Below are 21,356 nucleotides of genomic sequence, written 5' to 3'. Positions count from 1 at the left end.
CCAAAATCCGCTCGACGACGTAGCCCACCAGCTTCAGGTTCTTAATTCCTGAACTGGTCTATTAATCTTTTGAATCTTGATTCGTAAATGAGGTCATATAGATAGACTTTATCCGGGAAAAGTTCTGAAATTCTATCCTTGAGTTTCTGTTTTTCAATTTCAATATCTATCAAAGGATAGTCACTGCAAACAATAAGGAAAGCAATCCTATCAGCCATGCTTCTAATCTCATTTATCTGCTTGTCTTCAGCAATTTTTGCAAAAATTGACTTATCTTTCTTTTGTTCATGTCTCATTGTGACTCGATTTCCACATATACATATAACCGACCTGTTAAATTCAAACAGGGTTATATCATACTCTCTGCCGCAATATGAACACCGAACAGACATTTATCTAAGCAAAATATATAATGTTAAAAACAATATTTTAAAATAATAAACCTTTTATATTATAACCAATGGATAAAATAAGTTTATATTAAAAATAAAAGGCCAAATTAAAATAAAATGTAAATAATTTCACAGAATACTATAATTTATTAATGCCAAAAACTGGAATCGCAACATTGCCACTCCATTATGGTAAAGCTCCAAAATGGCTTTTTGAAAGAATGGTATCGCTTTCAAGAGAGATTATCTATGCAATTGTGAGCGAATTTGGTCAGAAGGCATTTCTTCAAAAGCTTGCTGATCCTTACTGGTTTCAGGCGTTGGGATGTGTGCTCGGTTTTGACTGGCATTCGAGCGGACTTACTACAACAGTGACAGGGGCATTAAAAGAAGGCCTTAGAGGAATGGAAGATGATCTTAGAGTTTTTATTGCAGGTGGAAAAGGTAAAACATCACGTAAAACACCAGAGCAGATCAGGATATATTCAGAGAGGTTTCTTATTAATCCAGAACCACTTATATATGCAAGTAGAATGTCAGCAAAAGTAGACAATATTGCTGTTCAGGATGGATACCAGCTTTATCATCATGTATTTATTTTTACAGGGAATGGTGAATGGTCCGTGATACAGCAGGGTTTGAACGAAAATAAAAGAACAGCAAGACGTTATCACTGGCTTGGAAATCCTAAAACAGATTTTGTAGTTGAACCACATACTGCGGTCTGTTGCGATAAAAGGGTGAAAACATTAAATCTCGTTGCGGTTGAAAGTGAAGATACACGAAAGACATGTGCTGATTTATCAAAACAAAAACCTGAAAAGACTGTTAGAGAAATTAAAAAGATTCAGACACTCAATCTTGCTGAAAGACATTTTGTGACTGTATCTGACATCGATCCGAAAAAACTTCACCGGATACTTACAAAGACATACGAGAACCAACCAGAAGACTTTGAGAAACTTCTCGGGATTAGAGGTGTAGGTCCAAAAACAATACGTGCATTGAGTCTTATATCAGAGATAATTTATGGAACTCCACCGAGCTATCGTGATCCTGCAAGGTTCAGTTTTGCTCATGGCGGTAAGGATGGAACCCCTTTCCCTGTGGACAGGAAGACATATGACAAGACGATCGATATCATGAAAAGAGCCATTCATTCCGCAAGCATAGGGCATGAAGAGAAGATGCATGCGATAAAAAGGCTTATGAAATATTTTGATTAGCGTATTAATCGTGGCTTGTCTCTTTTTGCATTTACAATACAGAAAAAGCCAAAAGTTTCTTTGTTAGGATTTCGTAATTGATGTGGTTCTTCAGGACAGATATAAAGTATATCGAGAAATCCAATTTTAAGTTTTTTCTTCCCAGCAATACAGATGCCTTTCCCTTTTACACATATAACAACATGTTCATGCCTGTGCATTTCAAAACTGCTGTATCCGCCGGGAGCGATTTCAAAATATCTTACATGAAATCTTGTTGATTCACCATGAGCACCGATTAATGTCTTTCTTATCATACCAGCCCAATCATTACCAGAGTTTTTATATTTTTCAGTCTTTATGCCTTTCCAGCTAAAATTACCTTTATATTTGTAGAGCCTTGATATATTGCTGATAGTGCAATTTTCTTGAATCTTCTTCCATTCACAGAGGTTTGGCAACATATTCTTTTTAGTTATCATTAAATATTATCACGCTTTTTAAAGAATCCTTTGCAGTTGCTGTTAGCCTGAAAGCCTTTTCTGTTTTATCTATTGGGAATCTATGTGTAATGAGATCCTTAGATTTTATTAAGCCATCTTCAATAAATTTAAGAGCAGTTTTTGTATCATCCGGTCCACAGGAGTAACTCGTGATAATGTTAATATCCTTAAAATATAAATCATTTGGATATATGGATAATATTTCACCCGGTTTTGAAGGAGTAAAAAATAAAACTCTTCCTCCTGCTCCAACTAAAGATATTCCTTGCTTCATTGTTTCAACACTATTTGGCCCGACAATAACAAGATCGGCCATTTCTCCATTTGTAAGTTCTTTAATATATTCATAGAGATTAGAACTCGAAACGTCAATCACTTCATCAGCTCCGAACTCCTTAGCCTTTTCAAGCCTGAAAGGAACTCTATCAGCACCAATAATTTTTTCAGCACCATATTTTCTTGAAAGAATAATATGTAATTGTCCCATAACACCAAGACCGATGACAAGTATAGTATCCCCAGATTTTATTTTAGACCTCTTTAATGATTTTATAACACAAGCGGTTGGTTCAATTAGAGTCCCATCTTCATAACTCATATTATCAGGTAAATTCAGAGTATCATTTTTAAGGTTTATTTCTGGCACAAGGATATATTCAGAAATACCACCAGGGATTATCCTTGTTTTCTTCCATGTATCACATTGGACATAATCACCTCTTATACAATATCTACAGGTAAAACAAGGTGCATGATGGTGGACAAAAACCCTGTCCCCTTGCTTAAAAAATTTTACTTCTTTGCCAACTTCAACTATATCACCAGCGGGTTCATGGCCTATAACAAGTGGAGCTTTTTTCTCAATATACCACTGCATAACGTCACCCGAACATATTCCTGAAGCTTTTGTTTTTATTAGAGCATCTCCAGTGCCGACTTCAGGAATGGGTATGTCTTCTACACGGATATCGTTGAAGTTGTATAGCTTTGCCACTTTCAAAGAGTATGCCTCAAAGACTTAACAAGATTTATCTATTGATTTTTCAAACATAAAAAAATTTATCTATTCTATCACAGTAACTTTATGTCTGTCTTTGATAACCTAAGGGCACCCTTCTACTTTATATCTCATAATTTGTTAAAATATCTTATTTTATGGATGATTCATACACAATAAAAATTCCAGTATTTGAAGGGCCTTTTGATTTACTACTTCATTTGATTAAAGAAAACAAGCTTGATATTTATGATATCCCCATTGCTCTTATAACCAGCCAGTATCTTAACTATATTGAGATTATGAAAGAATTGAATCTTGAGATTGCTGGAGAATTTATTGTTATGGCTGCAACTCTCATACATATTAAATCAAGGATGTTGCTTCCGCCTGATGAGGAAATTCCCTCTGAAGAAATTGAAGATCCGCGAACTGAACTCGTGCAAAGATTACTCGAATATCAGAAGTTCAAGGAAGCAGCTATTAGTCTTAGAAACAGAGAAGAGGAGTGGATGAAAATTTTTCGTAAAGAAACATTATCAGAATCAGATGCAGAAGAGGAAGAACTTTACCTTTTTGATCTGAGCTTGTTCGACCTCCTTGATGCATTTAAAAAAATACTTGATAAAGCACCCCCTGAAGTTATTTCTATAACAAAAGAGACTCTAACAGTAAAAGACAGAATGGCTTTCATTATGGAGATTATAGAAGGACAGGAGGCTGTAAGGTTTGAAGATTTTTTTAGAGATAGAGTAACTCGCATGCAACTCATCATAACGTTTATTGCACTGCTTGAGCTGATAAGGCTCGGCCTGATTAAGGCGTATCAGGAAAAAGCATTCGGGAATATATGGATAATAAACCCTGCAAAACAGACCACAATCTCAAATCAGACGTGATATAGATTAAAATTATGGATTTTTTTGTTTCTGTTATCATCCTTAATTATAACGGAAGAGGATATATAGAAGAATGCATTGAATCTGTCCTCATGCAGACTTATAGAAACAAGGAGATTATAATAGTTGATAACGGTTCTCAAGATGGTTCTTTTGAGTTTATAACAGAAAAGTATCATGATAAAATTAAAATTATCAGAAATGAAACAAATGTAGGGTTCGCTCTTGGTAACAATATTGGAATCAACGCTGCAAGTGGTAATTATATAGCGCTTTTAAACAATGATGCAGTCGCTGATATCAATTGGCTTAATTCATTAGTTAATTCTGCACGAAGGTCAAATAAGAATACAGGCATGTGGGCTTCAAAGATACTTTTTTATGATAATCACAACATTATTGATACAGCAGGGCATCTTATATATCCTGATGGTCTCAACAGAGGGAGAGGAAAATCTGAACTCGATAGCAAACAGTACGATAAAGAGGAAGAAGTTTTTTTCCCGAGTGGCTGCGCAGCTCTTTATTCAAAGGTAATGCTCGATCAGATCGGACTATTTGATCCAGACTTCTTCGCATACGGAGATGACACGGATATCGGCCTGAAAGCAAGGATAGCAGGATGGAGATGTATCTTTGTCCCAGAAGCAATAGTTTATCATAGATCATCTGCAACAGCAGGAAGGTATTCGCCCTTAAAAGCATATCTTGTCGAGAGAAACAGGTTGTGGATTTTATTTAAGTACTTCCCGTTGAGTAGGATACTAATTAGTCCTTTCTATACATTTACGAGATTTATATATCAGGCTTATGGGGCGTTTTCAGGAAAAGGTTCTGCCGGAAGATTCTCAGAACAATACTCAAAATTTAAACTTGTGGCTGTATTATTAAGAGCTTATTTAGATGCACTGAAGGGAATTTGTAAAATAATAAAAAAACGCTCAGATTTAAAGAAAATTAAAAAAACGGATCGGCATGACTTTACGCTATGGCTCAAAAAGTTCGGTATCAGTGCAAGAGAAATTGCGCTTAAGGATTAGGCAGGAGTATTTTTGAAGATACTGTTAATACAACCTCCTCCCAGAAAAAAAGTTAATGAAGATATTGTTGTCCCGCCGCTTGGTATTGCTTACCTTGCTTCTGTTGTAAAAAATCATGGATACAGGGTATCAATCATAGACGCCTTTGCAGATTCACTTGATATGTCTTCACTTGAGGCACGTATCAAGGACTTATCTCCTGATCTTATAGGGATAACGGGTATGACTCCTGTTGTTGACAATGCTTTAAGGACTGCTATTATATCGAGAAAACATGCGAAGTACATAGTTATTGGTGGCCCTCATGTTTCAGTTGTCGGCAAAAAGATATTTGAACAGTTTACTGATATAGATTTTGCAATACAGGGCGAGGGGGAAAATAGTTTTATATTGTTACTTGATGCTATCGATAGGAATAAAGACATTAAAGATGTTCCGGGTCTTATAACAAGAGATTTTGAAAATCAACCTGCTCTTTTTACTAATCAACTTGATGACATACCTTTCCCTGCAAGAGAACTATTGCCAAATGATAAATACAAATACATATTGTCTTCAGGGAAAGTCACAACTATGTTTACTTCAAGAGGATGCCCGTATAATTGCATATTTTGTGACAAAGCTGTTTTTGGTTCAAAATGGAGAGGCAGAAGTGCGTCAAATGTCCTTGATGAAATTGAACATGTTGTGAAAGATTTCAAAATTAAATCTATAATTTTTTATGATGATCTTTTTACACTTAAAAAAGAAAGAGTTGAAGAAATATGCGATGGAATACTTTCAAGAAAACTCGAATTCGAATGGAAATGTGAAGGAAGAGTAAATTTAATAGATAAAGAAACTCTCAATCTGATGAAAAAAGCAGGCTGTTCAATGATAGCTTATGGAGTTGAGAGTGGAAATCAAAAAGGACTTGATTATCTTAAAAAAGGTACAACTATAGAACAAATTAGAAGGGCATTTGAATTGACAAGGAAAGCCGGCATAAAGCCCATGGCATATTTTATACTTGGTATTCCTGTTGAAACATTCGAAGATGAATTGAGGACAATAGAGTTTGCAAAAGAAATAAAACCCGCATATGCACAATTCAGCATTCTTTCGCCAACCCCTGGCACAAAACTTTATGACGATACAATCGAAAGGGGATGGTATAGAGAGGTAAATGCAAAAAATCCAATGGATAGAGATATCAAGAGGCCGGCTATAATTAATGAAAATTGGGATGAATATAAATTAAACAGGATTTTAAAAGAGGCGCACAGGAGATTTTATTTGAGTCCATGGTATATAGGTGAAAGATTGAGAGAGGTCAGGAGCTTAAAAGAATTAATCAGAAAAGCAAATGCAGGCTTTAAGTTGATGAAATGGTATTTTCAGTAAATGTTTAAATTAATTAAGATAGTAATAACTTTTATTCTTATAATGGTTCTTCTGTATGTCGGTCATAGTTTTTTATTAGAAAAGGCAGGGAGATATCTGTATTGCAGAGATGAATTAAAACCTGCTGATGTGATAGTTATTCTGGCAGGTGAGGAGACAGAGCGGGTTGAACATGGAGTCAAACTTTTTAAAGAAGGTTGGTCAAGGAAAGATAAAATAATAATGGCAGGTGGTCCGATTGTCTGGAAATATACATGGGCTTCTCTCATGAAAGAACATGCAATATCTCTCGGTGTGCCAAAAGATGCTATTTTGCTTGAAGATAAATCTAAAAGTACAGAAGAAGATGCTATATTTACAAAAGAGATTCTAAATAGATATAAATACAGGTCATGTATCCTTGTCACTTCACCTTATCACAGCAAAAGAGCCGCCAAAATATTCAGGAAGATTATGGGTAACGAAATAAAGCTGATAAGTACTCCTGTTGAAGCAAGCTGGTTTAATTTTAGTAAATGGTGGGAAAGAAGAAGAGACAGGGCGATGGTTTTAGATGAGTATTCCAAATTCATCTGGCTCTGGATATTTGGCATTAAAGATAATGTAAATTTTTCAGCAGACATTGCTCGAAAATTTCTTTAACTCGATGAATTTATTAAAATATACAGATTTGTTCAATGAATAAAAATATTTGTAAAACCATTAATTAAAAGTACACTAAGGTATCGAAAAATAAATTTTCTCACAACATCTGCATTATTTTAATGTATTTTTGATTAAATTAATTGACATAGTATCTTTTATGTGATATGTTCATAATATGAACGTTCAAAAAGTGAACGATGAAAAGTATGAGTTCCACGACACCTACAAGTCTTTATTATTACTCGATGAGATTTCAAAAGGGGAACAGCTTTCTCAGAGAGACCTTAGTAAAAAGCTAAATATTGCACTTGGTCTTGTAAACTCATACATCAAAAACCTCGTTTCAAAAGGCTATATTACAATCAAGGCAATACCTGCAAGAAGATATGCATATTATCTCACACCAAAAGGCTTTACTGAAAAAACAAGATTAACCTACCATCATCTTCAAAATTTTACGACCTTATACAGAGTAGCGAGAAAAGATTTCAAAGAACTTTTTGCTAATTTGGCAGGAGAAGGTGTAAAAAGTGTTGTTTTTGCTGGAGCTGACGAGGCTGCTGAAATAGCCTATCTTTCACTACAGGAGTTTGAAATAAAATTTGCAGGTATTGTGGATGATGAAGTTGTTGGTAAGGATTTTTTTAAATATAAAATATTGCCTTTTGAAAAAATTAAATGTATTGAAGCTGATTATGTAATTGTGAGTACTTTTTTGAGGAGAGAAGCGGTTTATAAAAAACTTATAGAGGCTGATATACCATCTGAAAAGATAAAGAACATATTCCCTTTATCACTTAAGAGTGGTTAGATAAAGTTTATCCAAAATGAGGAGTATTTTTATCTATAGGAAAAAAATACTGAATGGCGGTAGCCTGTTCAGTTTTGATTGGTAAATTATTGGTTATATTAAAAAAATCGAATCGTAAAAAGGATGTTGAAATAAGTTTTGCCTTATTTAAAAGGGCCTCTGGAATATTTGTCATTAGAATTATTTCAATAGTACTTTCCTTTGTTACAAGTATTATTTTAGCACGTTTACTAGGTGTTGTTGATTATGGAATTTTTACCTATTCTTTTGCATGGGTTTCGGTTCTGATGATGGTTTCTATTATGGGATTTGATAAACTTTTATTGAGATATGTTTCAACTTATCATGCTAAATTTAAATGGGAATTAATTTATGGAATTGTCCGCAGAACTTATGTGATAGCGATTGTTGTATCAATTATATTGATGTTCTTAGTCGCTATTATAGCATTAGTTGTCCAGAAATCTCATGATTTAAATGTCTTAAGTTCATTCTTACTTTCTCTCTTATTGTTACCAATATTTACCTTAATCAGATTACACCAATCAACATTGCAAGGTCTTCATAGAATTATGAGTGGACAAGTTCCAGAAATGATCATACAACCAATTTTATTCATTTTGTTCATTTTGATAACGTTCTTCATTATTAACAAAAAATTGTCTGCACCTTTAGCAATTATTGAATTTATAATAGCCTCAATTTTAATTTTAATAGCCTTAAGATATATGTTAAAGAAATCTATTAGTCAGTATATTAAAGATATTACTCCTATATACGAAATGAAACTCTGGTTAAAAAGTAGCCTTCCCTTACTAATCTTCAACAGTTTGTATGTTATTAATGCATGGGCTGATGTAATTATGCTTGGTTTACTAAAAGGAACGGAATTCGCAGGTGTTTATAATATTGCTAATCGTGGAGCAGAGTTTATAACCTTTATATTAGTTTCAGTCAATACTGTTTTTGCTCCAACAATTGCAAGATTATATACAACTGGGCAAATTGAAGAACTACAGTATGCTGTTACATCAACTGCAAGAATTATTTTAATTTTTTCGATTCCTATAGCATTTGTATTAATTTTTTTTGGAAAATTTTTTTTAATGTTGTATGGTAATGAATTTTTAAGCGCAAATTTAGCTTTGAAGATTCTCAGTGTCGCACAATTCTTTAATGTCGCGACGGGTTCTGTTGGCTATCTCCTGATAATGACGGGGCATGAAAAAGATGCTGCTACAGGTATTGGCATCAGTGCCATTATTAACATATTTTTAAATGCTATTTTGATACCCTCGTGGGGAATTGAAGGGGCTGCCATAGCTACAGCATCAAGTATTATAGTATGGAATATTCTGCTTGCAATCTGGGTCTATAGAAGACTAAAAATACACACAACAGCTTTTGGAATAATAAAATTATGGAAAAGAGATTGAAAAAACCAGATTTTTTCATAGTAGGAGCACCAAAGTGTGGTACCACAGCTATGAACTATTACCTTAAACAGCATCCTGAAATATTTATGCCAGAAGTAAAGGAAATTCATTATTTTGGAACTGATCTTGATTTCAAGTTTCGTAGTGAAAGAATTAATTTGAACCAGTATATTTCTTTATTTTCAAAAGCACATAATGAAAAAAGAATTGGAGAAACTTCAGTATGGTATCTATATTCAAAATCTGCTGCTAAGGAGATTAAGGCTTTTGCTCCTTCCGCGAGTATTATTATTATGCTGAGAAATCCTGTAGATTTGCTTTATTCACTGCATAGTCAATTTGTATACGAAGGGAATGAAGATATACTGGATTTTAAAGAGGCTTTAAATGCAGAAGAATATAGGAAACAGGGGAAAAAAATTCCACCTACAGCGTATTTACCGAAGACGTTATTTTATCGGGAGGTTGTTAAATTTTCTGGGCAAATAACAAGATATCTGAATCTTTTTGGAAGGAAGAATATACATTTTATTATTTTTGATGACCTTCTTAGAGAACCACGAGAGGTCTATCGTGCTATACTACATTTTCTTGGAGTAAAAGAGGATTTTGAGATAGATTTTAATACAATAAACCCTAATAAAAAATTAATCAGTCCAAAACTGCAAAGATTGTTAATCAGACCGCCACAGAGTTTTATCCACTATGGTAAATATTTGAAAATACCAAAAAATTTACAAAATTGGATAATCAAGATGCTTACTAAAATGAATACTATATACAAAAAGAGACCACCGATGGATCATATACTAAGAATTCAACTTCAAAAGGAATTTAGTCATGAAGTTGAGCAGTTAAGCGAACTTGTCGGAAGAGACCTGACCCATTGGGTTAAGAATTAAATATATTAAGATGAATGATAATCGCTGGATTGAATATTTTGATAAAATACTGAAAGATAAAAATATTTTTAATTATGCTATAGAACATTGTAGTTTTAACGCCCAATTATATTATCAGATAAAAAAATATATAAATCCTCCTTCCAAGATACTCGAAGTAGGGTGCGGCTATGGGCTATCGTCAATATATCTACAAGCTTGTGGTTATAAAGTTACTGCTATAGATAGCGATTTGGAGATTGTAAATAGAGCTAAAAACAGTGCTGAAACTCTTGGCTCAAATCTTACAATAGAACATGCTGACGCATTTAATCTCAATAAATATTACAGGCGATTTGATCTGTGTTTTTCTGTTGGAGTAATTGAACATTTTGATAAGGATGTAACGGTTAAATTACTGCAAGAGCAAGCTAAATGTGCCAAGTTTATTATTGCAGTAATACCAAGTAGATACACAAAATATACAGGAAAGATTACAGATGAAAGAATATATAATATATGGCAGTTAAAGCGAATATGTATTGAGGCAGGTCTTATTGACATATCTACTTTTGGTTATGGAGATATTCCAACAAGTCTGCACATGTTTATAAGATACTGTTTGCCATTTGGTATATATAGAATCCTACAGAATTACTTCTCTTACGCAATGAGCTTAGGCTGTTTAGGAAAATCTACAATTTTTTGAAAAGAATGAGATGTAGACTTAGTAATAACAATTTAGGTGTATGTTTTATTGTCTGGGACATTGATACACCTGGAGGTATGGAAAAACAGGCATGGAGACTTGCAAGAGAACTTGCAGAGAAGGGAATGAAGGTTACAATAATAACAAGTTATTTCGCAGAGAAAAGTATTCTTCACAAGGTGCCCTGGCACACGGAAGTAAAGGATAAGGTGACTATATACAGAATACCCCTTAAGAAATCAAGATACATAGCTTCAATCATTTTTTATATAGCTGCTCTTTTTCTAATGTTAAATATAAGAAGATCCTTTGATGTGATCTATGGTGTGCAATTATATAGTTACGGCGCTATTGCTTGTCTTGCGGGAAAGCTGTTTCATAAACCTGTTATTGTAAAGATTGCTTGCGGAGGGTATTGCGGTGATGTTGCAATGTTTGAAAAGCTGCCTTTTGGTTGGCTCACAAAGAGATTTGTTCGATGGGCAGATACATATGTGAGTCTTAGTAATGAAATTGAGCAAGAACTTATCAAAGCAGGATTTGAAAAAAACAAAATAGTACATATCCCTAACGGAGTAGATACAGGGATATTTTATCCTGTTAAAGGAATTGAGGAAAAGAAACACCTAAGAACTAAATTATCGCTACCTGATAAGAAAATAATTTTATTTGTAGGAAGACTTGATCCTCAAAAAAGAGTAGATATGTTAATTAACATATTCAAAAATGTCCATGATGTCTGTAAATCAGCATATCTTATTATAATAGGCGATGGTCCTGAAAAAGAAAAAGTATTATCGTATTTGGATGATAATATTTCTTATATAGGCACAGTTAATAATGTGGATGAATATCTCAGAGCTTCGGATATGCTTGTTCTACCAACTCTTTCAGAAGGTATGTCTAATGTTATACTTGAAGCTATGGCAACAGGACTTCCAGTGATATCGACAAATGTAAGCTCTAATCCGGAAATAATTGAAGATGGAATTGACGGAATTTTGCTGGAGGTTGAAGATAAAAAAGGCTTGCAAGAAAAAATAATAAAATTAATATTGAATGAAACTTTTGCTCAAAAAATTGGTCAAAATGCTCGAAAGAAAATATTGCAACAATTCTCGATAGAGCATATCGCTGAAAAATACAGAGAAATCTTTGAAAAACTTGTTAACTGGAGGAAATTTTGAAGGAGAGATTACTCGAATTTCTTGCTTGTCCTGAATGCCAAAACACATTGAATTTAAAGATAGAGATAATTGAAAACTCCGAAATAAAGAAAGGAACTTTATCTTGCCAGAAATGTCACAAGATATTTCCTGTAAAAGACTTTATACCAAGATTTGTCAAGCTGGATAGTTATACCGATAGCTTTAGTTTTGAATGGAATGTTTTTCATGATGTGCAGATGGATATATTAAACAATACACGCGAATCAGAAGAAACATTTATTTATAAAACCGGATTCATGAAAGAAGATGTTGTGGGAAAAGTATTTCTTGATGCTGGTATCGGAGCAGGAAGATTTGCTGATATTGTATCACGGTGGGAAGGGGAAGTTATTGGCTTTGATTTAAGTTATGCTGTTGATGCTGCCCAAAAAAATATAGGACAAAGAAAGAATGTCCATATTGTGCAGGCAGATATTTTCAAACCGCCTTTTAAGAGGGAATCTTTTGACCATATGTATTCTATTGGTGTCTTACACCATACTCCAGATACTAAAAAAGCTTTTGAGAGTCTTGTCCCTTTATTAAAGAAGGGTGGTGCTTTTGCTGTTTTTATATATGAAAAAGGGGTTTATCATAGATACAGTGATTTATGGAGAAAGATAACTGTCCGATTGCCTTTACGTTTAATGTATATTATTTCCGCTATTGCTATTCCCCTTTACTACATCCATAAAATCCCTTTTTTAGGACCAGCGCTTCAATTCGCCTTCCCCACTGCTAACTGGCCAAAGTGGAAATGGAGATGGCTTGATACATTTGATTGGTATACACCCAAATATCAGTGGAAGCATACATATCCTGAAGTTTATAGATGGTTTAAGGAAAGTGGTTTTAAAGATATAGAGCTTTTCGATTATCCGGTTTGCATGAAGGGATTCAAGAGTTAAACTCACTTTTTCTAAAGCCAACACAGGCCATATCGGAAAAGCGAATTTTTTGATAAAAACCTTTTTAAAAAGTATTTAAGTCAGTTTTATTAGAATGCAATGCTGTTAAAAAACAAAAAGATTTGTAACCTTTGTGGCAGTATATCTTTTAGACTTTACAAGAGAGTTAAATCCCTATACTCTGACGATTGGTATGATCTTATTAGATGCCGGGTATGTGGTTTAGTTTGTGTATCGAATGAAATAAGCCATAAGGATCTTATCGATCAATACAGGGATAATGAAAATACGGTATTTTATTTTAAAGAAAAAGAAGAAACAGATAAAATTATTTTTTGTTATCTTATTAAAGAAGTATTGCAGTATTTAAAATTTGAGCCCGGTATGAGATTACTGGATATCGGATGTGGTATCGGAACCTTTCTGAAGACTGCAAAATCAAAGGGATTCCATGTGACCGGACTTGAACCAAATGTGCAATCTGTTACATATGCAAAAGAAACATACGGATTGAATATAATCCAGGGACATTTGCAGGAAGCGACCTTTACACCCGAATCATTTGATCTTATAACCATTATCCAGACTCTTGAGCATGTCCCCGACCCTTTGGGAGCCTTAAAGAGATCAAACAAGATATTGAAAAAAAAGGGCATGATTTTTATTGAAGTGCCTAATCTAAGTAATATCTATTGCTTGAGCAATAGATTTTTGAACACAAGGGACAGATCACATACATTTGATCCAACAGCACATCTTTATTATTTTACTTCTATGACACTAAAAAAGATCGTCCAGTCAGCAGGTTTTTCCCCAATATCTATTTATTCTGGATTCAATCAGTCAATGCTTCAGATTTTTTTTAATAGGAGAGCGTTATCAAATATATTTTTAAAAAATATTTTGTTTGTGCCATATAGAATTTTATGTAGATTATCTAATTTTTTAAAAATAGGAATGTCAATTAGAATAATTGCCATTAAAGAATAATGTGCGGTATTTGCGGAAAAATAAATTTTAATAATGAACCTATTGATGAAATCATCCTTAAGAAAATGACCTCATCTCTTTCGCATCGCGGGCCAGATGATGAGGGTATTTATATTAAAAATAATATTGGTCTAGGTCACAGGAGACTTTCAATAATAGATCTTTCACCGTTTGCCCACCAACCTATGTCAAATGAGGACGAGACTATATGGATTGTTTTTAACGGAGAAATTTATAACTTTCTTGAATTGAGAAAGGATTTAATCGGGAGAGGACATCTTTTCAGGTCTAGGAGTGATACAGAAACGATTCTACATCTTTATGAAGATTATGGTACAGAATGTTTAAGATATTTAAGGGGAATGTTTGCCTTCGCGATATGGGATGAAAAAGTTCAGTCTCTTTTTCTTGCTAGAGATAGGATCGGTAAAAAACCATTGTATTATTTGCATTCTTCAGATACCTTTTGCTTTGCCTCTGAAATAAAATCGATTCTTCAGGACAAGACATTCGAAAAGATTCCTGATTTTACTGCGATACACCATTATCTGACCTATCAGGATGTGCCATCTCCCTGGACTGCATTTAAAAATATAAAGAAATTGCCGCCTTCGCATTACCTCATATACAAGAATGGAAAAGTTACTATAAAGAGATACTGGAAAATATCTTATCTACCGAAACATACAATGCCTGTGAATGAATTAAAAAAAGAAATCCTCGAAAGGCTGAAGGAAGCCGTAAGGATCAGGCTTATCAGCGATGTGCCGCTTGGTGCATTTTTAAGTGGAGGAATTGATTCCAGTGCAGTAGTTGCCATGATGTCAGAAGTGATGAATAAACCGGTGAAGACATTTTCTATCGGGTTTAAAGAAGATACATACAACGAGCTCAAATATGCACAAGTAATTGCAAAAAAATTCAGAACAGAGCATACAGAGTTTATTATAGAACCAAAAGCTCTTGATATTATTGATAAATTGATATGGCATTATAACGAACCATTTGCAGATTCTTCAGCTATCCCGACTTATTATGTCTCCAAACTAGCGAGGGAACATGTGACTGTAATTCTGAATGGTGACGGAGGTGACGAAAACTTTGCAGGGTATGGAAGATATGTAGCAAATCAGATTTCTATATGGATGCACAAAATTTTGCCTTCATCTATTGCTAAATTAATTTTGCCAGTTATTTCTTTAATGCCACATGGAAAAACGCCGAATAATTTTTTCTGGAGGTTGAAAAGGTTTCTTGGCGAGTATATCAAATCTCCTGAGATGAGAAATGCACACTGGTTATGTCATTTTACTTCAGATATGAAAAAGGAGCTATATACAGATGATTTTTTCAGACAGGTTTCATCAACGGATTCTTTTGATCTCATTTTTAATAAATATAGAGAAGCTGAAGCTAACAGTTTTCTTGATAAGACTCTTTATGCTGATGTGATGATGTATTTACCTGATGATTTACTTGTAAAAGTTGATATTGCCTCTATGGCAAATTCGCTTGAGGCTCGATCTCCATTCCTTGATCATGAGTTCATGGAGTTTGTAGCAAGAATTCCATCAGATTTAAAACTTAATGGTAGTATAACAAAGTATATTCTAAAAGAGACGCTCAAAGGAATTTTGCCAGATGAGTTGCTTTATAGGGAGAAAATGGGTTTTGGTGTTCCAATAGACCATTGGTTTAGAAACGAATTAAGAGATATGGCTTATGATATTATATTGAGCGAAAAAGCTATCTCGAGAGGTTATTTTAAAAAAGAAACTATAAAAAGAATACTTGATGAACATATGTCTAATAAATGGAATTGGCACAACCATATATGGAATCTATTAATGCTAGAACTCTGGCACAGGATGTTTATAGATATATAGTTTTTTATTTTGATAACTAAGGAAAAGATTATTATGCCTGTTGATGTGAATTTACCCAAAGAAGGAATGATTTATCAAAGAGAACAGTATCAGAAAGGTGGTATAGGCCGATGGTATTGGGATTACAGAGATAGGAAAATTATTAAATATTTAGTAGATAGTAAATGTACAGAAGTTAATAAGAGAATTATTGATATTGGTTGCGGAGAAGGAATTTTGATTGAGAAGATTTTGCAGATGTTTCCTGAAAAGGAGATTATTGGAATAGACCCTTCTAAAGAAAACATAGAGATTTGTAAAGCTCATAATTTAAAAGTTTATCACGGTAGTGTATATTCCTTGCCTTTTAATGATCTATCTGTCGATTGTGTTCTTCTCATTGAAGTCATAGAGCATCTTGACCATCCTGATAAAGCAATATCAGAGATAAAAAGAATCCTGAAAAAAAATGCCTTTTTTATAATACTTTTCCCCCATGATATTATTTTTAAATACTCACGAATTATAACTTTCAAGTTAAAAGAGGCTTTTTATGACTCAGGTCATGTCAAACAATGGACCCCTAAAGAAATGCATAAATTTTTAGTTCTAAATGGGTTTGAAATTATTTCAAGAAAGAATCTACCTTGTCATATTTGGTTAATCAGTCTTCACTGTTTGATGGTAGCGAGGAAATTATAGACAGCGAGAAATTAAAAATTTGTGTTGTGTGTCCTGTATATCATTCTGGATTGGGAGGTATAGGAAAACAGGCTGTTACTCTCACAACAGAATTACATAAGAGAGGTTTAAATATTTTCGTAATTACAAGAAAATTAAAACATGTACCATATTTTTTTTCAGAGGTTAAGTGTATAAGAATATGGGCAGCCAGACCATTTGAACATAGAATAGAAACAATAAATTTTCTAAATGTTCTAACTTCAGTAACTTTTTCAATTAATCTACTTTATACGTTAATTAAAAGAAAGAAAGATTATAATATAGTTCATTTTCATGGAGCGAGTATCCCGCTTATAACTACAATCTTTTTTTTGAAAATTTTTAAAAAGAAGGTTATTGCAAAAGTCTCTTCTGCAAAATTGGGGATCGAGGCAGGGTCTTTCAAAGGAAGATATGGGTTTTTAAGCAAATTTATTATTTCTCTCTTGAAAAAGGTTGATTGCTTTATTGCTATCAGTAATGAGATCAAAGATGGATTAATTTATGAAGGGTATGAAAAGGAGAGAATCTATCGAATTCCAAATTTTGTTGATCTTAAGCTTTTTCATCCTATTTTTGCAAAGAAAAATCTTAATAAGACTATTGTTTTTTCAGGTGCTCTTGAAAAACGCAAGGGAGTGCATATTCTGTTGGAAGCATTGAATATTATTCAAAGGGAATTTTCAGATGTTCACCTGATTATTCTTGGGGATGGTTCGGAAAAAATTTATCTTCAAAAGATTGCACATAATTTAAATATTTCGAATAAAATTACATTTAAAGGATGGGTTGAAAATGTTGTTGATTATCTTCATAGCGCTGATATTTTTGTTTTACCATCACTGCAAGAAGGACTTCCTAATTCTCTTTTAGAAGCAATGGCCTGTGGAATTCCTGTTATAGCATCAAAAATAGGTGGAGTTGTAGATGTTATTGAGGATGGCAAATCAGGAATCCTTTTTGAACCAGGCAATATATCTGATTTAGCTAATGCAATCAGGAAATTATTAAAAGATGATGATTTAAGAGATAAAATAAAAGCTGAAGCAGTTAAGATAATAGTTGAAAAATTTTCGATCGAAAGAGTAGTAGAAGAGTATATTAATCTTTATAAAAATCTATGAGCATTGAATCAAAAAATAACCTTTCAATCATAATTCCCGCCTATAATGAAGCTGGGAGGATTGCTTCAACAATTGCTAAGATAAGGAAATTCAGTGATGCAGATATTATTGTCGTAAGTGACGGCTGTACAGATAACACAGTTCAGGAAGCGAAGGAAGCAGGCGCAGAGGTCATTGAGCTTCCATTTAATCTCGGATATGGCGCCGCCCTCCAGACTGGATTTAAATATGCTCTAAAAAAAGGATATCAATATGCAGTTCAGATTGATGCAGATGGTCAGCACGATCCTTCATTTATAAAATCCCTTATAAAACCAGTTCTTAATAATGAAGTTGATTTAGTTATAGGGTCGAGATATTTAAATGAAGGTGATTACATGCCTTCGATCATAAAACGAGTTGGGGCTTTCTTTTTTGCCCGCATAGTATGCATAGTTACACAAAAGAAGGTTACTGATCCGACATCAGGTTTCCAAGCGCTGAACAGAAAAGTAATGGAGCTTTATACAAGCGATGCATATCCATCAGACTATCCTGACGCAGATGTTATCGTAATGCTTCACAGGAATGGAATGAGATTCAGGGAGATTCCTGTAAGGATGGAAAGAATGTCAGGGAAACGCTCCATGCATAGCGGATTGAAACCTTTTTATTATGTATATAAAATGTTATTTTCAATTTTTTTAAATTTGTTAAGAAAAAAAAGGGGATAATAAGAGATGACATTGCATCAAAAAATATTTGCTTTAATTATAGGGATAAGTATTTTTGTAGTTATTATCGAAATGGTCAGAAGAAGAAAACTCGATGAAGAGTATTCATTTTTATGGATTGTTATAGGAATTGGAATCGTTATTCTTGTCCTGTGGGAAGATTTGCTTGAAAAGTTGACACATATAGTAGGTGCTGTTGCTCATACAACAACTATCTTTATCTTTGGACTTATGATTTTAGTATTGATAAACCTGCATTTTTCTGTAAAGATTACGAAACTTAGCAGGCAAATAAAAGAGCTCGGGCAAGAGATTGCTATACTGAAAAGTGTCAAAAAAGAAGTTTGAATAGCACCCCTCCTTTTTAAGCTTTCCAAGATAGTAGTAAACTCTCAATAAAATATTTCCTATTTAACCCTCACTAATTAAATATTTTAATAATATAAAAATTTTTACTTTATTTCTTCAGTTGCTACCTTTCCAGTCCAATTTTAGAAAGAAAAAATCTATGATTTTATTTATTACAATAGATAATATCAATTTGAATTATAGTTTTTCTATTTTTTATTATTTAAATAAATGAATGAAAAAATTGTTAAAATTCCTGACACAAAAGTCAGTTCTTTATTTAAAGATAAGAGATTTTTCTCTTATTTAAGAAAAATCCTTATCTCACCATTCTTTTATCACATAATCAGGTTTTCTATAAGCCTGATATTTATCTATGCGGGTTTTATTAAGTTGGTCGACCCAAAGGCATTTGCAAAGGCAATCTCTCAATATGAATTAGTGCCTGAAGTACTATTAGCTCCTATAGCTATAGGTCTGCCAGCCATAGAAGTATTAGCTGGAGTAGGCTTGATATTTTCTATTAGAGGCAGTCTGAGTATAATTTTCGGTCTATTAATTATATTTGTCTTTGTCCTGTGGTATGGGATATTGAGAAACCTTGATATTGATTGTGGATGTTTCTCTCCTGAAGAACTAAAGAGCCATGCAAGTCTATGGCATGCCTTTTATAGAGATATTTCGATGATTGTTGCGGTGATTTATCTATTTATATCAGACAGATTACTTAATAGAACAAAATCTTTAAAACTCATAAAAAAGGAGGAACAGGAAAATGTATAAAAAAATGTTTTTAGGTTTATTGGTATGTAGTTTCTTTGTATTTGCTTTGATGAACAAATGTGTTGCTGGATGGGGAGAGAAAGAGATTGAGACAGAAAAGATAGCTGTGAATTTTGCAAAGGAAGTAGAAAGAGGTGGCTATAAATTTGTATCAACTGAGGAACTCAAAAGCTGGCTTGACCAGAAGAAAAATGTGCTCATCGTTGATACCATGCCTTATGAGGACAGCTATAAGAAACAACATATACCTGGTGCTGTTCAGTTTGAATTCCCTATACCTGAAGTTACAACTCTTGATGAGAAAACCAAGGCAGCTTTTGAAAAACTACTTGGACCTGACAAAAAAAGACTTATTGTAATTTACTGTGGTTTTACAAAATGCACCCGTAGCCATAACGGTGCTATGTGGGCTGTAAAGTTAGGTTATAAAAATGTTTATAGGTATCCTGGTGGAATTAAGGCATGGATGGAGGCTGATTATCCAGTAGAAAAGGTGAAATGAAATTAAGGGAGGACTTGATGTAATTCATACTTTTGATTCTGACAAAACCTTTCAATACTGGTTTTTATCAACTGCTTTAAAAAGTGGAAAACTAAATGAAAAGCAGACACTTGAGCTTACAGAATTGATGGCTACATTGAATAAAGATGCTGCTGAGGTGATGACCGAGATAGGAGTCAATGCATGCACTGATATCACAGGTTTTGGACTTCTGGTCATGCCATAGAAATGGCAAAGGCAAGTAATGTCTGTATCCGTATTTATTCTGATAAGGTTCCTGTGATTTCTGATGCCTTAGAATTTGCGTCTATGGGAATGATACCAGAAGGTAGCCACTTGAACCAGAAATTCTGCAGTCAATACCTGGATATTTTTCTTGAATTAGACCCAGTTATTGCAGATATTCTGGCTGATGCACAGACTTCAGGTGGTCTCTTGATATATGTCCCTGAGGAAAAGTCCATACAACTTTTAAATGGGCTCATAGAGCGAAATACGCCTTCTGCAAGTGTAATAGGGGAGGTTTTCAACGAACCAAAAGGGATTATTCAGATAAGATGATACTCTTTTTTCATAATTAATCAGGAGGCTGAATGAGATGATTGTTGATGCAAGAGGTTATGGATGTCCAAAGCCTGTTCTTATGGCAGAGGAGGCATTATCAAAAATAACAGAGGGCGGTATAGAAGTACTCGTTGATAACGAGGCATCCGCGATTAATCTTAAGAGGTTTGCAGCAAAGAACAATTTCTATTCAGACGTAATAAAGGAAGAAAATTACTGGCGTGTCAAGATAGTTAAGGGATATGTCTGTGAGGTTCCTGCTGAAGAAACTAAAGAAAAGAAACCCGGCAAAGATCTATTTCTCATAATAGGTACTAATACAATGGGCAAAGAGGAAGAGCTTGGCAGAATCCTTATGAAGGCATATTTTGAGACGATTAAAGCATATAAAGAGCTACCTGATGCAATATTCTTTTTGAACACAGGTGTGAAACTTACTACAGTGGACGACGAAATGGTTCCTATTCTTAAAGAGATTGAAGAAATGGGAGTAGAAATATTTACCTGTGGCACATGCCTTAAGTTCTTCAATCTTGAATCAGAGCTAAAGGTTGGTTTTAGAGGCACAACAAATCACCTTGTAGAAGGTGTTAAAGACTATAAGAAGACTGTCTGGATTGGGTAAGGAGGTAAATATGGATGAAAAGAAAATAAAAAAAGAATTTAATAATCGAATTAGTAGAGGAGAATTTCTAAAAACAATCGGTGCAGGTGTTTTACTCGCTGG

25 protein-coding genes are annotated in these 21,356 nt (G+C 33.8%); 22 read left to right on the top strand and 3 right to left on the bottom strand.

What is annotated here, in order from left to right:
• Positions 1 to 41: 41 nt before the first annotated feature.
• A complete protein-coding gene (locus HXY53_01545) occupies positions 42 to 296 on the bottom strand; it encodes a hypothetical protein (protein ID NWF75256.1) in 255 nt (84 codons plus the stop codon).
• Positions 297 to 544: 248 nt separating this feature from the next.
• On the opposite strand from HXY53_01545, the gene HXY53_01540 reads away from it, so the two are divergent.
• Positions 545 to 1,618 carry a DUF763 domain-containing protein gene (locus HXY53_01540; GenBank protein ID NWF75255.1) on the top strand — a complete coding sequence of 358 codons (1,074 nt, stop codon included), beginning with the start codon at positions 545 to 547 and terminating at the stop codon, positions 1,616 to 1,618.
• Here the strand turns inward: HXY53_01540 and HXY53_01535 are convergent.
• Positions 1,615 to 2,079, bottom strand: a complete 465-nt coding sequence (locus HXY53_01535; GenBank protein NWF75254.1) for a cupin domain-containing protein — start codon at positions 2,077 to 2,079, stop codon at positions 1,615 to 1,617. The two genes, HXY53_01540 and HXY53_01535, sit on opposite strands and share 4 nt — an antisense overlap.
• Positions 2,069 to 3,100 carry an alcohol dehydrogenase catalytic domain-containing protein gene (locus HXY53_01530; protein NWF75253.1) on the bottom strand — a complete coding sequence of 344 codons (1,032 nt, stop codon included), beginning with the start codon at positions 3,098 to 3,100 and terminating at the stop codon, positions 2,069 to 2,071. The genes HXY53_01535 and HXY53_01530 overlap by 11 nt, the downstream gene beginning before the upstream one ends.
• Before the next feature lie 155 nt (positions 3,101 to 3,255).
• Between HXY53_01530 and HXY53_01525 the strand changes: the two genes are divergently transcribed.
• The 21 genes from HXY53_01525 to yedF all read left to right on the top strand — a co-directional run bounded on the left by HXY53_01525 (position 3,256) and on the right by yedF (position 21,254).
• On the top strand, positions 3,256 to 3,996 hold the full coding sequence (locus HXY53_01525; protein ID NWF75252.1) for a segregation/condensation protein A: 741 nt from the start codon (positions 3,256 to 3,258) through the stop codon (positions 3,994 to 3,996).
• Between the two features lie 14 nt (positions 3,997 to 4,010).
• Positions 4,011 to 5,036 (top strand): glycosyltransferase family 2 protein, encoded by a 1,026-nt coding sequence (locus HXY53_01520; protein NWF75251.1) that lies wholly within the window; start codon positions 4,011 to 4,013, stop codon positions 5,034 to 5,036.
• 12 nt (positions 5,037 to 5,048) lie between these two features.
• Positions 5,049 to 6,419, top strand: coding sequence for a radical SAM protein (locus tag HXY53_01515; protein NWF75250.1), 1,371 nt, complete (start codon positions 5,049 to 5,051; stop codon positions 6,417 to 6,419).
• Positions 6,420 to 7,061: a YdcF family protein gene (locus tag HXY53_01510; protein NWF75249.1), complete on the top strand. Its 642-nt coding sequence runs from the start codon at positions 6,420 to 6,422 to the stop codon at positions 7,059 to 7,061.
• A gap of 178 nt (positions 7,062 to 7,239) precedes the next feature.
• Positions 7,240 to 7,875, top strand: a complete 636-nt coding sequence (locus tag HXY53_01505; protein NWF75248.1) for a winged helix-turn-helix transcriptional regulator — start codon at positions 7,240 to 7,242, stop codon at positions 7,873 to 7,875.
• 74 nt (positions 7,876 to 7,949) lie between these two features.
• Entirely contained in the window at positions 7,950 to 9,311 is a 1,362-nt protein-coding gene (locus HXY53_01500; protein NWF75247.1) for a flippase, read from the top strand.
• Entirely contained in the window at positions 9,296 to 10,213 is a 918-nt protein-coding gene (locus tag HXY53_01495) for a sulfotransferase (GenBank protein ID NWF75246.1), read from the top strand. Before HXY53_01500 ends, HXY53_01495 begins: the two co-directional genes overlap by 16 nt.
• 10 nt (positions 10,214 to 10,223) lie before the next feature.
• Positions 10,224 to 10,901 (top strand): class I SAM-dependent methyltransferase, encoded by a 678-nt coding sequence (locus HXY53_01490; GenBank protein ID NWF75245.1) that lies wholly within the window; start codon positions 10,224 to 10,226, stop codon positions 10,899 to 10,901.
• Between the two features lie 5 nt (positions 10,902 to 10,906).
• Positions 10,907 to 12,088 carry a glycosyltransferase family 4 protein gene (locus HXY53_01485; protein NWF75244.1) on the top strand — a complete coding sequence of 394 codons (1,182 nt, stop codon included), beginning with the start codon at positions 10,907 to 10,909 and terminating at the stop codon, positions 12,086 to 12,088.
• Positions 12,085 to 13,017 carry a methyltransferase domain-containing protein gene (locus tag HXY53_01480; GenBank protein NWF75243.1) on the top strand — a complete coding sequence of 311 codons (933 nt, stop codon included), beginning with the start codon at positions 12,085 to 12,087 and terminating at the stop codon, positions 13,015 to 13,017. Before HXY53_01485 ends, HXY53_01480 begins: the two co-directional genes overlap by 4 nt.
• A gap of 99 nt (positions 13,018 to 13,116) precedes the next feature.
• Positions 13,117 to 14,007 carry a class I SAM-dependent methyltransferase gene (locus HXY53_01475; GenBank protein ID NWF75242.1) on the top strand — a complete coding sequence of 297 codons (891 nt, stop codon included), beginning with the start codon at positions 13,117 to 13,119 and terminating at the stop codon, positions 14,005 to 14,007.
• Positions 14,007 to 15,893 carry an asparagine synthase (glutamine-hydrolyzing) gene (gene asnB, locus HXY53_01470; GenBank protein NWF75241.1) on the top strand — a complete coding sequence of 629 codons (1,887 nt, stop codon included), beginning with the start codon at positions 14,007 to 14,009 and terminating at the stop codon, positions 15,891 to 15,893. The genes HXY53_01475 and asnB overlap by 1 nt, the downstream gene beginning before the upstream one ends.
• 9 nt (positions 15,894 to 15,902) lie before the next feature.
• Positions 15,903 to 16,574, top strand: coding sequence for a class I SAM-dependent methyltransferase (locus HXY53_01465; protein ID NWF75240.1), 672 nt, complete (start codon positions 15,903 to 15,905; stop codon positions 16,572 to 16,574).
• Positions 16,520 to 17,719, top strand: coding sequence for a glycosyltransferase family 4 protein (locus HXY53_01460; protein ID NWF75239.1), 1,200 nt, complete (start codon positions 16,520 to 16,522; stop codon positions 17,717 to 17,719). Before HXY53_01465 ends, HXY53_01460 begins: the two co-directional genes overlap by 55 nt.
• On the top strand, positions 17,716 to 18,432 hold the full coding sequence (locus HXY53_01455) for a glycosyltransferase family 2 protein (protein NWF75238.1): 717 nt from the start codon (positions 17,716 to 17,718) through the stop codon (positions 18,430 to 18,432). Before HXY53_01460 ends, HXY53_01455 begins: the two co-directional genes overlap by 4 nt.
• Positions 18,433 to 18,438: 6 nt before the next feature.
• Complete coding sequence (locus HXY53_01450) at positions 18,439 to 18,780, top strand: DUF2304 domain-containing protein (GenBank protein ID NWF75237.1); 342 nt, start codon at positions 18,439 to 18,441, stop codon at positions 18,778 to 18,780.
• Positions 18,781 to 19,011: 231 nt separating this feature from the next.
• Complete coding sequence (locus HXY53_01445) at positions 19,012 to 19,563, top strand: DoxX family membrane protein (GenBank protein ID NWF75236.1); 552 nt, start codon at positions 19,012 to 19,014, stop codon at positions 19,561 to 19,563.
• On the top strand, positions 19,556 to 20,065 hold the full coding sequence (locus HXY53_01440; protein NWF75235.1) for a rhodanese-like domain-containing protein: 510 nt from the start codon (positions 19,556 to 19,558) through the stop codon (positions 20,063 to 20,065). The genes HXY53_01445 and HXY53_01440 overlap by 8 nt, the downstream gene beginning before the upstream one ends.
• A gap of 1 nt (position 20,066) precedes the next feature.
• Complete coding sequence (locus tag HXY53_01435; GenBank protein ID NWF75234.1) at positions 20,067 to 20,291, top strand: hypothetical protein; 225 nt, start codon at positions 20,067 to 20,069, stop codon at positions 20,289 to 20,291.
• Between the two features lie 2 nt (positions 20,292 to 20,293).
• A complete protein-coding gene (locus HXY53_01430; GenBank protein ID NWF75233.1) occupies positions 20,294 to 20,626 on the top strand; it encodes a hypothetical protein in 333 nt (110 codons plus the stop codon).
• 37 nt (positions 20,627 to 20,663) lie between these two features.
• Positions 20,664 to 21,254: a sulfurtransferase-like selenium metabolism protein YedF gene (gene yedF / locus HXY53_01425; GenBank protein NWF75232.1), complete on the top strand. Its 591-nt coding sequence runs from the start codon at positions 20,664 to 20,666 to the stop codon at positions 21,252 to 21,254.
• Positions 21,255 to 21,356 lie beyond the last annotated feature (102 nt).

This window comes from Nitrospirota bacterium (genome assembly GCA_013388455.1).
In the GTDB taxonomy this organism is placed as follows: Bacteria; Nitrospirota; Thermodesulfovibrionia; order Thermodesulfovibrionales; family SM23-35; genus JACAFF01.
Note: the sequence above shows the minus strand (reverse complement) of the source record. Positions and strands in the feature narration are given on the sequence as shown.